We start from the raw sequence: 14,284 nt of genomic DNA on the forward strand, positions 1-14,284 counted from the left end.
CACTGAAAACATTGGTGATCAACAAGGACGACGCCGGAATCTGGCGCCGCTCAAAATTTACTTTCCCGGTTTTTTCATTTCAATACATCCTCCATGAAAATTTGTCAGATGCCGAATCCATTCTGGAGGAAATTCGCAGTGGCGGGTCAGCCGGCCCAGCGAGCGACGATCTTGGCCGAGACGTTGAGCACTCGGTGCCGTCGGTAGTGGCGGGATGGCGATTGGGGGCACCTTCGCCGACGCCATCCGTCGTGGGCACGCTGTGGTCTCTGGTTGGTAATCGCTGCCCGCCATCGTCGGCACGTCCCGTGTCGGCCATCAAATCTTCGATGAATGGCACGCTGCGCCGGCCGAAAACAAGCCGCCGGCCCTTCGTCCGCGCGGTCCCTGTCATTGTCACGGAGCGCGACGGTTGAAGACCCGGGTAACCGCGTTATCGGGGATGGTGGGTGCCCCAAAACAAGGATGCCCCCGCCGACTATCGATCGAGACACGCAAACCGGAAGCCGTTGCTATTCTCTCGTTATCTGTGTCTGCCAAACTCCATCATTTGTCCTCCCCATCTAGGCGAGGGATGCGCGCCGGCCGCCAGATGGCCGGCGCCGCGCGTTCGTTTCGATCAGCTCTTGATGGCGATGCGCCTGACCTGCGACTGCGCCTTCTCGGTCTTCGGCAAGGTGACGGTCAACACGCCGTTCCTGAAGGTGGCCTCGACCTGATCTTCGTCGAGCTCGACACCGAGCGGAATGCGACGCTCGAAGCGGCCGTAGTAGCGTTCGGAGAACTGCCGATCCTTGTCCTCGCTCTCGGAGCGCTTTTCGCCCTTTAGCGTCAACACGCCCTCATTGAGCAAGACCTCGATGTCCTTCTCTTCTAGGCCGGGGACTTCGGCCGTCACCTTGATCTCCTTGTCGGTGTTGGAGATTTCGACGCTTGGCCACCCACCTCCCAAGACGGAGGTATTGCCAAAAGATGGCAGGCCGGAACCAAAGCCGCGGAAGACGTCATCGAATAGACGGTTCACCTCGCGATGAAGCGACAGGAAGGGATCACGGTCGTCATCGCGTAAGAGACTTGGCACCTGGGCGCCATTATTGCGGCCCCAGGGGATCAGATCACGAACACTCATGTTTCTTCTCCTTTCTGTGGGTTCGTTGGCAAAACTTTTCTGCTGCGAAGGCTTAAGCCGCCTGCTGCTTGCCCTCGATCTGCTGGGCCGCGACCTTCGGCATTGTCTGGCCGGTTCGGATTTCGATCTGACGCGGCTTCATCTCTTGAGGGATTTCGCGCTTGAGATCGATGGTCAGCAGACCGTTGACTAAACCCGCACTCACGACCCTCACGTGGTCGGCGAGTTCAAAGCGACGTTGGAACGAGCCGCTAGCGATGCCGCGATGCAGATATTGGAGGTCATCGGCACTTGCCTTCTGTCCCGAGACGATGAGCATGTTCTGCTCTTGGGTCATCGTCAGTTCGTCCTGTGAGAAGCCCGCCACTGCCATGACAATGCGGTAATCATTCTCGCCAGCTTTGACGATATCGTAAGGCGGCCAACTATCGCTCGTCTCGGCGCGGCTTGCAGCCTCAAGCGCTTCGAACATACGGTCAAAGCCTATGCTTGACCGGAATAGGGGTGAGAAATCGAGGTTTGTCCTCATAGCCATATCCTCCTTATAAGCAACATGGATATAAGGAGACGCCAAGAGCGACCGGCGCCTCCTGGACCTGTGTCAATCCCGGTTAGGAATCGACTAATATTGATATAATTCAGTGTATTAGAATTTCAAGGGAAGTGGAATTTTCGGTGTAAAGATTGAATCTTTCCGAAGCGCCACCTATCTCAGCCGAGTTAGAGAGAGGAGAAAGTGGCCATGACAATGATTTCAGGCGACGTCATCGCCATCCTTGGGCCTGCCGACGAAACTCTGGTGGCTGAAGTCATCGCGACAGGTGCGACCCAGGCCGAACTCGCCGAAGCATTCGCGTGGGCCAACAACGACGAAGCATTGTTTGGCGAAGGTCGCCGTCTGCCGACAGGCAGGATTGCCGTGCTCATCGATCTGCTCTCCGCCGACGAGGAAGAGCAGGACAAATGACGTTGCCGGGGCTTGGCCGCCCAACCGGTCATGCGGTCGTGAGCCCGCGGATATCGCCCTTTCGATGACGTCCACCACGACATTGCGACCGGAGCGTCGAATGGCAATGTCGGCCAAACCACTGCCTATCAGCAGGTGCCGCTCCGTGACCTCGTCGAGGAAGCTCCAAAGGCGCGGCTCGTTCAAGCTGAGGCGTCCGGTTCGAACTCGAGACCGAAGCATAACTGCAATAACGAAAAGGCGCAGCCAATGCCTGCGGCGAGCAGGCGACCGCATAGAAGGTCGGTCTCTGCGCGCGTATGCGCGGCAGGATTTCCCCGCCGGCGATCAGCTATTTACCGGGAGGTCACGGCCCGTTTGCACGAATGGCAAATTGCAGTCTTAAGGCGGACTTGAATTCGAAAAATCGGCGTCCCAAATCTGTTCTTCGCAACAGCCTTTCTGAGGTCGTCATGCGAAAAACCGAGGAACAAGGATCACTACTTCCACGACTCCACACCCTAAGCGCGATTGCCGGAGCGGTATTGTGCTGCTGCCCCTTCGTACTGGATTATGGCACAACATCAATCGGTTTCGCACACGCGCTCATTTCGGGCATGGTACTGGTCATCATGGCATCAATCGCTGCCACAGATATTTGGCCGACGATAGAGCGTGCCTGTTTCGGCCTTGGTGCCTGGATCACGGCCGCGCCCTGGATAGTTAACTTCGACCATCTCTCAGATCCGTTGATCTCGCATATAGTGGTGGGTATCGTGGCGATGTCCGTGTCGTTGATATGCCTCTTGGGACGCAGTGCGCGTGGTGTCGCCACTCACCGACTGGACCGGCGCTAAACAGGCATGCCAGTGACGCCGCTGGTGCTGCCACCAATCACGAGCATTCGCCTGTTCCACCTTAATGGGTTGGCTGTCTCTACCGGTCCCCATGACCGTGTCTCGGCCAGCAATGCTATGTACAAAACCTTGCGGCCCTGGCGGAGGATCCTCCGACCAATCTTTCCCACAAGGACCGGCAGTCAGAGACCGAAGAGCCAGCAACCGTGGCGCAACTGCGGCACGACGCTGCAGCCTTTCTCGCTGCGATCGTCGAATCCTCGGACGATCCAATCATGCCCCGGTTTCTACTTCGCCAGTTTCGCTTCGAGCCAGGTGATCGCCTTCAAGGTCGGGCGCTGCAAAAACTTGCTGTCCTGTGCAAGGATGATCAAACCCAACGGCACCATCCAGAAACCAAGGATGGGGAGAAACCCGACGAACCCGAAGAGAACAAACAAGATGCCGGCTCCCAGGCGGAGCCATCGCAGCTCAGGCTTTCTCAGCCATCTGACAAAACGACCCAAAGGCCGTGGAATTTTGTCGGCGTATTTCTCGACGATCGCGTCGAGCTTTTGGGCATCCGTCTTGTCGGTTGCGTCGCTCACCGCCCCAGGTCGGTTGGACAAGCTGGATGTTTCCTGCGAGTGCTGCTTGCCATGATGGCCGAAATTCCGAACACGGTCCGACAGGCTCACCTGCCGACCCTTGTTCATCGTGTCCGAAATCCCCCTCACGGAGGGAAGGGCAGACAGCCTCTCGATCGACACCGAAAGTTTCGGTTGCCAGTTGGGGTAACTACTGCTCGTACCCGGGACATTGGTTGGTCGCTTTTCGTCGGTCAGGTCGGCGAGACGAACAGCCGCCAGGATGCTCGGCGTCTCGGCGATAAACCGATGCGCCCGGATGGTCATGTCGTCCAGGGCGGATGCCGACGGGGTCTCGGTTAAGATATCGGAGTTCGAATTGCCAATCGCTTGGATCAGCTGCTGGCGTTCCGCGTGGCGCTCATTCTCATGCTGTCGCGTCAGTTCCGGCGAAACAATACCGTGTTCGGCACGTAAGGCGATATCGGCGCCGCGCCACCAGCCCGTCAGCGTCTGATGGTCATGCGTCGATATGCAGGCGAGAGCGAGAGCCGGGTAGTCGACTGCTGCCTTGAAGCCTGCATCATCACGTTCATAGGAGAGAATTCGATAGGACAGGATGTTTGCCGCCGCCAGATCGTGCTGAAGTCCCTGAGGGAGCAATCCCAGATCCTCACCGATGACAAGGCAGCGATGCTGGGCGGATGTTTCTGCCAGGATCCGGATCAGGTCGTCCTGCGGATAACTGACATAAGCGCCGTCGGCCGGCGTTCCATCGACAGGGACCAGGAAAAGCCGGCGCAGGGCCGCGGCATGGTCGATCCTGATGGCGCCGGCATAATGCATTGCCGCTTTTACCATCCGCTGGAACGGCGGGGCCTCACCAGAAGCGATCCGCGAAGGCTGAAACGCTGCAAGATGCCAGTCCTGACCGTCCGGCGCGAACGGATCAGGCGGGCTGCCGATGGTCACGTCCGTAAGATAGACCTCGCGGTCGCTCCATGTTGCTGAACCGTCCAGAGCCTCGCCGACAGCGAGATCGAGATAAAGTCCAATCCGCAAGCCAGATGTTCGAGCATGCGCGGCGGCTTGCGAAAGCTGGCGATGCGTGACCCATTGAAGCCAGAGATGAAAGCGGATGTCATCGTCATTCTCGGCGGCGAATGAACCGACCGCCAGCGCATTCGGATCCTGAAACTCCTTTGGCCAGGAGTGCCAGCCTGCCGAAAAGCCGCTTTGCGTCATCTGCGCCGACAGAGCCTCAAAAAGCGCGTGACGTCGAAGCGTGACGTCGCCATTTCGGACGAACGCTTCAAATTCCGCCACCGTGAAATCAGCCGCATCAGCGCTTTTCCAACGCGCCCATATCGTTCGCAACGCGGAAAGCTTGGCCGATGCGACGGCCTCATATGCGACGAGATCGGTGTCGCGCAAAGCGGCGATCGCCGTTTGGTGGTCGGCATCCGATTGGAAGCCGGGCAGCTTTTCCACCGCAATATAAAGTGGGTTGAGGAATAGCCGGCTGGAAGGTTCATAGGGACTGCATCGTCCTGCGTCAGCAAGAAATGGAGCGTGCAGCGGGTTTAATCCGACAAAGTCACCGCCCAGCGAAGCGACCAGATCAATTATGACACGCAGGTCCTCAAAATCACCAATCCCCCAGTTTCGCTGAGATCGCAGTTCATAGAGTTGAAGACTTACGCCCCAAACCCGTTCGCTCGACAAGAAATTGGGAATGAAGCATCTAGTCGCCGTTTGAAAGACGTTTCGCTTGATGTTCCGGTCATCGGGGCCGCGAGCTTGACTGTCGGGCTGCACATTCAAGGCGTGCAGAAGCTTTCGCTTGGTGTCATCAGAAATTTCCACCGTCTGTCCGTTGGGCGTTGGACGCTTCAGATCAATACCATTCTCAAGCGCCAGTTGATCGAGCGCGCTTCCGTTCAGGCCGGATAGGGGCGTGTCAGACATGCTTCGTTCCTGCACCATGGCGCCCCACTTTCTCACAAAGCATCGGCGCGAAGACGCTGACGCTACCGCCGTGAACCGGCAGGCTTGCCTTGCCGTGACGACAAGCCTTGTGGGACCGCACGACTGCCCAGAGGGTGGCCTAGGCTAAAAGGGGCGTTAGCCCCCTCCGCGCGATCCCAATCTGTAGACGTGGAAATCTATCACTTGTTCCGCGCGATGGGCCTCGCAGCATCAATACAGATGCGAGCCAGGACGCTCGGTCCCCTCACGCATCTCGCCACGGCAATCAAAACTCGAAGCCAGAGTCACCTGGCAACGGCGCGACATTCACAGCCGTGATGTCCCTTGCTGATTGCGCCCTTTTTCCTGTGGCTTGGAGAGAAATCGTCGGCCGTGTTAATTCCGGCGAGGCTTCTGCCTCATGTTGGAGATGAGGCTGGACAGGAGATGCTCCTCCAATTTGCTGCATAAGCTCATATAGTGGGCAAGGATCATCTGGTGATCTTCACCGTCGGTCAGGTATTTCTCTTTGAACCGCAAGGCATCGCCATATGTCTCATTAACTCTGTCAAATTGCGTGCCATGGCACGCAGGGCCTGAGTTCCGGATGCTTATCCAGCAGCGCTTTTAGACCAAATTGAAAACTGTCAGAACCGACGTCTTCCACTCGTTTACACCTGTAAAAGTGGCATCTGACACTGATCTTCACAGGCCCAGCATGAGTATGCGATGAAGAGCCAGCAGATGGTACCGGCCCCCCGTCTCCGGGCTAGCGGTCCAGGGGACGCGCTATGGGGAGAGGAAACGTGGGGCCGGCATAAAATATGAACGAAACATCGGGTGCCCGGACAAGTAAGGAAATCGGATGTAATCCGATCGGTGTTAGTCGAGCTTCAACACGGATTTGAATGGGATCTCGCGCAGGACGCGACCATCTCAGATGTAATGACGAAGGATTGGCCGTCAACGACCTCACCAGCCGGCAACTTTTCCGCCAGAATCTCTCTCGCCCCCTGAATTGCTTCCTCTTTCGCCTTCTTAATTGAGTCGAGTCCAATTCCCTCTGGATCCTTCTCGAGCAATCCATCCTTACGCACGTGGAAATAAAAAGTGGCATGTTCAGCACCTCAACCGTACCGAGGTGCTTTAACCGAGAGGGGCGCGAGAGTTTCCAAGCAAAGAGGCGGACCGCACAGCGCCATTGAAGGTCAGTCGACACAAAAGAGGGTCGCCGCACAATCCATTCCTCGAACCGCGCGTACGGCGGAAAGTTCCCGCCTATCTGTGGGTTTTTTCCAGCTTTTCATAATGCTTCTCGACCAACCGCCACGCTTTACGAGCTGTTTCTACCCAGCCCTCCGAGCATGGCGCCCTGCCAGCGGCTCTTCCCCGGCGTATGGCGTGCTTCTGGCCACAGCCAAGGTGCCTACCGCCCAGCCGGCATTGTCGAACACGTTCCTGGCGCTGGAGACGGAACTCGAGCGAATTTTTACTGGGGCGTCTCAAGTTGCGCAGCTTACCTTATCGAACCAGCCGCCGAAAGGGCGGGTGTCCGCTTCGCAGAAGAGACAGCGCGTCCACCGGCCAGTTCTGCCCGGCAAGCCTCGCCAAAATCGAGGAGAAAATTCATCGCGCCGGAACGGGCAAGGTCCCGGATTTCAGAGAGTGAGCGATTGGGTGTCAAATAGGTTTCGACGATCCTTGCCATCACCAGTTCGGCTGCGTCGACGACCGGTCGAGATGAGATCAGACGCATCTGGGCGACCAGGGCATAGAGCAGCACCAGGTCGGAGACGTCGTCTTTCTGGTGGCTTATTGCGTCACCGAAAAGCCGCGTGGCTTCGGCGATGAAATCAGAAAACAGCTTTTCGCGCTTGGCAGCATCGGCCTCGCGTTGTTTTTCCTTCACCTGTGATCGATGCGTCACCCACGTGGTGGCAAACGAGGTCAGGCTCCCAATCGCGATGCCGGCGAGCCCCATCACAGCAGAGATGTATGCGTCCATGAGATTTCTCCTCTCGGAACGACCCGGAGCGGCGACACGCAAATGGTAGGGCGAGCGAATCCCGTCCGACCCAATGCCCGAGCGTGCCCGGCAAAAATTCAAAGGTTTGCCAGCGCGAGACTTGGAAAGTTCTACTCGGCAGGGGGAGGCCCCACCCACACTCCGACTGGCACTTCCGGGATACAATTCGCCAATCCGTCGAGCATGCCTTGCAGCACGCCCTCGCTCAGCTCCTCAATCTTGCCGCTGGGGCCGACGAGGCTGTCTACCAGCAGCAAGGTCAGCCCATGCATTTGCGACCAGAATATTAGAATGGCACCATCGATCGTGCGCGTGTTTGCCGCGGAGTTAGGAATGACGCGCCCGAGCGCGCCGTCGCAAATCGCCTCTACCACAACGGCTTTCATGCTGTGGGCCGCAGTTCTTTCGATCGCGGGGCGCCCGTTGTCCTGGCCACCAAGGTAGCCGCCGAACATCAATCTGTAGAGCGCTGGATTGTTGACGCCGCCGCAAACGTAAGCGCGCGCTATAGCCGCCAGACGCTCGCGCGGACTGTCGAGTTCCTTCGTCGCATCGGCCATCCGCTTTGCAAGGAGCTCAAATCCGACCGCCGAGACGGCGGCCAGCAATTCGCGCTTATCGGCGAAGTGTTTGTACGGGGCGTTGTGACTGACGCCCGCTCGTCGGGCGAGCTCACGAAGCGAAAATTCCGTGCTCTGGGATTCGCTGAGCACAGAGAGTGCCGCCTCTACGATAGCCCTGTGCAGGTCGCCATGATGATAGGGGCGCTGCTCTGTGATGGAAATGTCCTTGGTCATATTCGTCCATTAGGTGTTTAAGTTGCTCGTGTCAACATTTTTGATTCCAGGATGTTGACATTGTCTACTCCTGCCTTTAAGTGGGCGATGTCAACATCCTTGAGCCGTCCGGCCTGCCATTGCGGCACGATACGAGCACGCAATCGGCGTCTCGGGAGGCTACAACAAAAGAGGTACATTGATGGCCGCTCAACATCCCGTCAAAAACAACAGGCACCGCATGGCCGAGCGTCCGCCATTCGAGCGTATCGCACTGTTGTTACAAGGCGGAGGGGCGCTCGGTTCATATCAGGCTGGCGTCTATCAAGCGCTGGCCGAAGCCGGTCTGCATCCTGATTGGGTCGCCGGCATCTCCATCGGTGCCATCAACAGCGCTCTGATTGCGGGCAATCCGCCCGAAAGACGAGTGGCGGCGCTCCGGAACTTCTGGGAGACGGTGACCGCCCCGGCTCACGGGTTTTCCACGCTGCTTTCGGCAATGCTAGGGGCGATGGGCCTCCAGGGTGATTTCGCGCGCGGCCTGCTCAATCAGGCACATGCCTTCGCCACCCTGATGGACGGCGCGACGGGCTTCTTCACGCCCCGTCCGGTGCCACCTTTCTTTTCATCCGCCGGCAGTATCGAGGCGCAAAGCTTCTACGACGTCTCACCGCTGAGGGCGACGCTGGAACGGCTGGTGGACTTCGACCGCATCAATACAGGAACCATGCGTTTCAGTGTCGGCGCCGTAAACGTGCGCACCGGCAACTTCGAGTATTTCGACACCACGACTCACACTATCGGCCCCGAACATATCATGGCGAGCGGCTCCCTGCCGCCCGGCTTCCCGGCGACGAGGATCGACGGCGAGTGCTATTGGGACGGGGGTCTCATCTCCAACACGCCGCTGCAATGGGTCCTCGATAACACGCCGCGCCAGGACACGCTGGCCTTTCAGGTCGATCTCTGGAGCGCGGGTGGCGAGTTGCCGCGCGACCTGCTCGGGATCGAACTGCGCCAGAAGGATATCCGCTTCTCGAGCCGCACGCGCGCTGCGACCGACCATTTCAAGACGCAGCAGCGGCTGCGCCGCGCACTCGGCCATCTCGTGGAGCTCGTCCCAAGGGACGCGCTGCTGCAAGCCGATCCGGAGATCAAGCTGCTCGTCGATCAGGCCGACGAGAAGGTCTACAACATCGTACAGCTCATATATCGCGCCAAGAAATACGAGGCGAGCTCCAAGGATTACGAGTTCTCCCGGCTGACGATGGAGGAGCACTGGGCCTCCGGCTACAACGACGCCCTTCAAACATTGCAACACCCCGAGGTGCTGCAGCGGCCCGGCACGCCGGACGGCGTCGCCATTTTCGACTTCGATTGAAATTTCACCAAAGAGAAGAGCACGACCATGAAGATCGCCAAAGTCCGCGAAAATGGCTTCGCGATGCCGTTCAACAACCCGGCCTATCCGAGGCCACCCTACAAGTTCTACAACCGCGAATTTGTCGTCATCAACTACCGGACCGATCCGGAGGTCCTTCGCGCCGTCGTGCCGGAGCCGCTGGAAGTGATCGGCGACACCGTTGCTTATGAATTCATCCGCATGCCGGATTCCACGGGTTTCGGCGACTATACGGAAACCGGGCAGGTCATTCCGGTGCGCTTCACGACGCCATCCGGCAAGGTGCAGGAAGGCAGCTACGTGCATGCCATGTATCTTGACGACAACTCTCCGATCGCCGGCGGCCGCGAGATCTGGGGCTTTCCGAAGAAGCTGGCGACGCCGAAGCTGTCGCACGAACAGGAGACGCTCGTCGGGACGCTCCGCTACGGCTCGGTTTTGTGCGTGATGGCGACCATGGGCTACAAGCATCGCGAGCTCCCGCTGGAGCCGCTGGCCAAGGCGATGGCGAAGCCCGCATTCGTGCTTAAGATCATCCCGCACGTCGACGGTTCGCCCCGGATTTGCGAACTCGTGCGCTACTATCTCGAGGATGTGACGCTGAAGGGCGCATGGGCCGGGCCGGCAGCCCTGCAATTGTTCGAACACGCGCTCTGCGACGTCGCGCGTCTGCCCGTGCGCGAGGTCACGTCGGCCAGCCACTATGTTGCCGACCTGACGCTCGGCCTCGGCGAGGTCGTGTTCGACTACCTCCAAAATGACTGATCTCGCGCACTGAAAGGAACTATCCATGTCTCGATTTGATGGAAGAGTGGCGATTGTTACCGGAGCCGCGAGCGGCATCGGCAAGGAAATCGCGCATCGCTTCGCAGCCGAAGGCGGCATTCCCGTGATCGCCGACCTCAATCTCGACGCCGCGAACAAAGCGGCCGCCGAGATCAAAAGCAAGGGCGGCGACGCCTTCGCCGTGGCAATGAACGTCGCCGACGAGGAGCAGGTGGAAAAAGCCGTTGGTGACGTGATTTCGAGACTCGGCAAGATCGACGTGCTAGTCAGCAACGCCGGCATCCAGATCGTCAAGCCGCTGGTCGACTTTCCCTTTGCGGACTGGAGAAAGCTGCTTTCGATCCATCTCGACGGTGCCTTTCTGACCACACGCGCCTGCCTCAAGCACATGTATGCCGCCAATTACGGCCGGGTGATCTACATGGGTTCGGTACACTCCAAGGAAGCGTCGAAGCTGAAGGCGCCCTATGTCACGGCCAAGCACGGACTGATCGGACTGGCCAAGGTACTGGCAAAGGAAGGGGCCGAGCACAACGTCACGGCCAACGTGGTCTGCCCCGGCTTCGTGCGCACGCCGCTCGTCGACAAGCAGATCCCCGAGCAGGCGCGGGAGCTCGGCATCAGCGAGGAGCAGGTAATCAAGACGGTGATGCTCAAGGACACGGTCGACGGCGAGTTTACCAGCACCGATGACGTGGCCGACGCCGTTCTCTATTTCGCAGCCGCCAAGTCCAATGCCGTGACCGGTCAGTCGCTGGTCGTGAGCCACGGCTGGTTCATGCAGTAGGATCGAGGACGGACGACACCCTTTGCGGCGCCGTGCGACAGAAACGCTCCAGCAACTCCGGAACAACTCTACCTCGCGACGAGCCACAGTTGGGCTCGCGTTATCTCGTCTGTGTCAAAGGAAATGAACATGAAAGTCTGTAATGGTTTGCGGCAGGCCCTCACGAAGGCCCGGCGACCTTCGGTGGCCACGAACCGCTCTGTCGACGGCGCATGCGTGCGTGGAATGACTGCGATACTGCGGAACGCCGTCCAGACTACTGCGCTCGGCATGTTCGTAGGATTCGCCGTGCTGCCGACAGCCCGAGCGGATGAGCCGACCCCGCCGATAAAACCGGCGATCAGCGACGAGGCCGCGACCGCCGTTTCGCAGATGGGAAAGACGCTCCTTGCCAGGGACCTGAGGATCACGGCGAGAACGATCAGCATTTACCTGGATCAGTCCGGACAACCGCTTCACATCTTCCATACGATGCAAATCACCGTGCGCCGTCCCGACCGGATCGCCGTCGAGTTTACCGGCGACGACGGCAAGCACGATCTGTTCTACGACGGCAAGGCGGCCTCGGTCTACTTTCCCGACAGCAAGAAGTACGTGACGATCCCGGCCTCGGGCGACATACCATCTGCGCTCAACGAGGTTACGACCAAGCTGGACGTCGATTTTCCGCTCGGCGTCCTTTTTGCAGACTCTCCGGACAAAGTCCTGTTGGGCGATGCCATGGCCGCCTGGCAGGTCGGGACGGCCAACGTGGACGGCGTCGAGTGCCAGCATCTGTTTTTCTCTCAGAAGTCCGGCATCGATCTGGAATTGTGGGTCGAGAAGAATGCCGCGGCGACGCCGCATCGTCTGGTCGTCACCTACCCGTTGCTGCAGGGGCAACCAAGCTTCGTTGCCGAATTCACCAGTTGGAAGACCCAGCCCCCTCTCACCAACTCCGAATTCACCTTTGAACCTCCCGCGGGTGTGAAAAAGATCGACCTGACGCCAGCCGTCGCGTCGGGAACGGAAGGAAGCAAGTGATGAGCTATCTAAAGCGCACCTGCCTTGCTTTTCTCGCTTTGACGGCCGTCACATCGGACGTTGCCTTCGGTCAGTTTGCGCCGCCGCCCGGTGGTCCGCCGCCCCTGCCGTCTGGAGGGCCACCCCATTTCCCGTCGGGAGGGCCGGGCGGGTTCCCACGTCCGCAGATAGGCCGCACCCCGCGTCCGCCGATGGCGAGCCACGGTCGGCCGCCGGTGAGCGCGCAGAAACGTCTACCTGTGAGCCCTCGCACTCGTATGCCAATTGTCGGTGGCGCAAAGGGGCGCTTGGCGGAAAGACCCGGCCGCGGAGGGGGCAACGTGTCCGGAAACATCCGCAACACACTGAACTCAGGCGGTAACATCAACGGCAACCGCACCTTCATGAACTCCGGGGGCAATATTGTCGGAAAGGACTCAGGCAACCTCACTGTCAACAATTCCGGCGATCTCAAGGTCTCTGGCAACGGCAACGGATACTTTGGCCGCGGATACTACGGCCGCGGAGATCACGGCCGCGCTGACTATGGTGGGGGAGATTATGGGCGCGGATACGGCCGCGGAGACCATGGCCGCGCAGAGTACGGCGGTGGAGACTATGGCCGTGGATACTATCGCCGCGAGGCCTACGTCCTGGGCGGGTATGCGGCAGGCGTCGCCGTCGGTGCTGCGGCCGCCTCGAGCACAGGTGGAACGACGTATTCCTCCTCTGGAGATCAGTCTGGATCTACTGCGAGTTCCTCTGGCGCAGCGTCCTCGAGTTCGTCCCACGGCAGCTCTCCGGGCTCTGTTAACGCGGCGTCGTCTGGTTCGTCTCAAGCCAGGTCTTCAGGCTCTTCTGGCGGGTCATATGCGAGCTCTTCCGATCAGAGCCGCTCCGGCCCGCCCGTTGGCGGCGGAGAGGGCGGAACGAATCAGAGCGGCGGCAATAGCAGCTCCCAGTCCATCAATCCTCTGATTGCCGGCCTGTTTGAGAGCCTGCCGCCGGAGGGCACGGCATGGACATCGGAAGAGGCGGTCGGTTGGCTTCAGGCTGCGGCCGCCAATCTACGGATCGTCTATAAGATCCAGGCAAACATCTCGGTCACGGGCGAAGTCCCGCCGTCGAATTACAATCGCGTTCCCAGCGGAAATTAGATTCAGCTCAGCATGGGGAAAGAGGTTGAGGCCGGAGGTCTCACGACCTATCCGGCCTTTGCCAGCATCGAAAACTGCACAGCTCCGTCCGCTCAGACGCACCTTGCAAATCAGACCATTCGTTTCGAACGGCGCAGAAGCCCGTTCATAACGAGGTCAATGTGCGCCTCCATAAGCGCCTTGCCGTCGATTGGCTCTCGATCCGCAAACATCAGACGCCAGACGGCAACGTGAAAAATCGAGTTCGCGAGCACGGCAGGCGCGTCGGCCGCCGTATCATGTCTCAACTCTCCCGATTTCACGCCTTCCTCGATCAAAGCCGTGAGAGCCGCAAGCGTCGGTGCGATGAATAGTTCGTGTCGGCAATCGACCATTTCGGGAAGACGAGCTCCTTCGGCGACGGACAAGCGCAGGAGTTCTCTCGTCTTTCGGTTATTGGCCGTATTTTCATAAGCGATAAGCAGCAGGTCGCGGATCCGGTTGGCGCAGGATCCCCTAAGGCTGCCCATGGCGGTCGACAGGTCTGCGGATGACGTGGACGCGTGGCGAAACATCTCCCGGAAAAGGACGTCCTTGGTCGGGAAATACAGGTAGACCGTTCCCTTTGTTATCCCCATTCGGGTGGCAACGTCTTCAACACGCGTTGCCGCATAACCTTTTGCCGCAAACTCTTCGAACGCGGCCTCCAGTATTTCGTAGGGACGCCGTGCCTTCCGTTCCGACCGCGATGCTTTTTTAACACCGCGTTCCATCATCCATTTGGAATTGTTCGAATATCCGGCGGCTAACCGCATCTGCTTCACCTATGGCAATGTTGCGAGTGTCAACATTTTTCGTTTGATATGTTGACATTGACTACTTTAGTCATTAAGTGGGCGCTGT

The 14,284-nt window shown here is 59.0% G+C and carries 14 protein-coding genes and 2 pseudogenes; 8 read left to right on the forward strand and 8 right to left on the reverse strand.

From position 1 onward, the window contains the following. Positions 1-14: 14 nt before the first annotated feature. A complete protein-coding gene (locus ACR9ZQ_RS02430) occupies positions 15-416 on the forward strand; it encodes a hypothetical protein (protein ID WP_481426750.1) in 402 nt (133 codons plus the stop codon). A gap of 203 nt (positions 417-619) precedes the next feature. Here the strand turns inward: ACR9ZQ_RS02430 and ACR9ZQ_RS02435 are convergent, their stop codons facing one another. Together ACR9ZQ_RS02435 and ACR9ZQ_RS02440 are read right to left on the reverse strand one after the other, a co-directional pair. Further along, positions 620-1,129 (reverse strand): Hsp20/alpha crystallin family protein, encoded by a 510-nt coding sequence (locus ACR9ZQ_RS02435; RefSeq protein WP_481426751.1) that lies wholly within the window; start codon positions 1,127-1,129, stop codon positions 620-622. 52 nt (positions 1,130-1,181) lie between these two features. Beyond that, positions 1,182-1,658 (reverse strand): Hsp20 family protein, encoded by a 477-nt coding sequence (locus ACR9ZQ_RS02440; RefSeq protein WP_481426752.1) that lies wholly within the window; start codon positions 1,656-1,658, stop codon positions 1,182-1,184. Positions 1,659-1,871: 213 nt separating this feature from the next. Between ACR9ZQ_RS02440 and ACR9ZQ_RS02445 the strand changes: the two genes are divergently transcribed. Continuing rightward, on the forward strand, positions 1,872-2,096 hold the full coding sequence (locus ACR9ZQ_RS02445) for a hypothetical protein (RefSeq protein WP_113322091.1): 225 nt from the start codon (positions 1,872-1,874) through the stop codon (positions 2,094-2,096). Between the two features lie 57 nt (positions 2,097-2,153). Here the strand turns inward: ACR9ZQ_RS02445 and ACR9ZQ_RS02450 are convergent. Further along, positions 2,154-2,406, reverse strand: a pseudogene (locus tag ACR9ZQ_RS02450) (amylo-alpha-1,6-glucosidase); the annotation flags it as partial. Positions 2,407-2,548: 142 nt separating this feature from the next. Between ACR9ZQ_RS02450 and ACR9ZQ_RS02455 the strand changes: the two are divergent. Beyond that, on the forward strand, positions 2,549-2,932 hold the full coding sequence (locus ACR9ZQ_RS02455) for an SPW repeat protein (protein ID WP_481426753.1): 384 nt from the start codon (positions 2,549-2,551) through the stop codon (positions 2,930-2,932). 680 nt (positions 2,933-3,612) lie between these two features. Here ACR9ZQ_RS02455 and malQ read toward each other — a convergent pair. The 4 genes and pseudogenes from malQ to ACR9ZQ_RS02475 all read right to left on the reverse strand — a co-directional run. Next, positions 3,613-5,442, reverse strand: a pseudogene (gene malQ / locus ACR9ZQ_RS02460) (4-alpha-glucanotransferase); the annotation flags it as partial. Positions 5,443-6,359: 917 nt separating this feature from the next. Beyond that, positions 6,360-6,563 carry a DUF6894 family protein gene (locus tag ACR9ZQ_RS02465; RefSeq protein ID WP_481426754.1) on the reverse strand — a complete coding sequence of 68 codons (204 nt, stop codon included), beginning with the start codon at positions 6,561-6,563 and terminating at the stop codon, positions 6,360-6,362. Between the two features lie 419 nt (positions 6,564-6,982). After that, positions 6,983-7,471 carry a hypothetical protein gene (locus ACR9ZQ_RS02470; RefSeq protein WP_113322089.1) on the reverse strand — a complete coding sequence of 163 codons (489 nt, stop codon included), beginning with the start codon at positions 7,469-7,471 and terminating at the stop codon, positions 6,983-6,985. Positions 7,472-7,602: 131 nt separating this feature from the next. Further along, positions 7,603-8,289 (reverse strand): TetR/AcrR family transcriptional regulator, encoded by a 687-nt coding sequence (locus ACR9ZQ_RS02475; RefSeq protein ID WP_113322088.1) that lies wholly within the window; start codon positions 8,287-8,289, stop codon positions 7,603-7,605. 220 nt (positions 8,290-8,509) lie between these two features. Here ACR9ZQ_RS02475 and ACR9ZQ_RS02480 point away from each other — a divergent pair, with 220 nt between their 5' ends. The 5 genes from ACR9ZQ_RS02480 (at position 8,510) to ACR9ZQ_RS02500 (ending at position 13,402) form a co-directional block, all read left to right on the forward strand. Continuing rightward, positions 8,510-9,649, forward strand: a complete 1,140-nt coding sequence (locus ACR9ZQ_RS02480) for a patatin-like phospholipase family protein (protein WP_481426755.1) — start codon at positions 8,510-8,512, stop codon at positions 9,647-9,649. Between the two features lie 27 nt (positions 9,650-9,676). Next, a complete protein-coding gene (locus ACR9ZQ_RS02485; RefSeq protein WP_481426756.1) occupies positions 9,677-10,435 on the forward strand; it encodes an acetoacetate decarboxylase in 759 nt (252 codons plus the stop codon). Positions 10,436-10,460: 25 nt separating this feature from the next. Next, positions 10,461-11,243 (forward strand): 3-hydroxybutyrate dehydrogenase, encoded by a 783-nt coding sequence (locus ACR9ZQ_RS02490; protein ID WP_113322085.1) that lies wholly within the window; start codon positions 10,461-10,463, stop codon positions 11,241-11,243. Between the two features lie 129 nt (positions 11,244-11,372). Next, positions 11,373-12,266 (forward strand): DUF2092 domain-containing protein, encoded by an 894-nt coding sequence (locus tag ACR9ZQ_RS02495; RefSeq protein WP_481426757.1) that lies wholly within the window; start codon positions 11,373-11,375, stop codon positions 12,264-12,266. Positions 12,267-12,586: 320 nt separating this feature from the next. Then, positions 12,587-13,402 (forward strand): hypothetical protein, encoded by an 816-nt coding sequence (locus ACR9ZQ_RS02500; protein ID WP_481426758.1) that lies wholly within the window; start codon positions 12,587-12,589, stop codon positions 13,400-13,402. 110 nt (positions 13,403-13,512) lie between these two features. On the opposite strand, the gene ACR9ZQ_RS02505 is transcribed toward ACR9ZQ_RS02500, so the two are convergent. After that, positions 13,513-14,196, reverse strand: coding sequence for a TetR/AcrR family transcriptional regulator (locus tag ACR9ZQ_RS02505; protein WP_481426759.1), 684 nt, complete (start codon positions 14,194-14,196; stop codon positions 13,513-13,515). Positions 14,197-14,284: the final 88 nt, after the last annotated feature.

The sequence above is a fragment of the Rhizobium sp. KNZ14-9A genome, assembly GCF_056755015.1.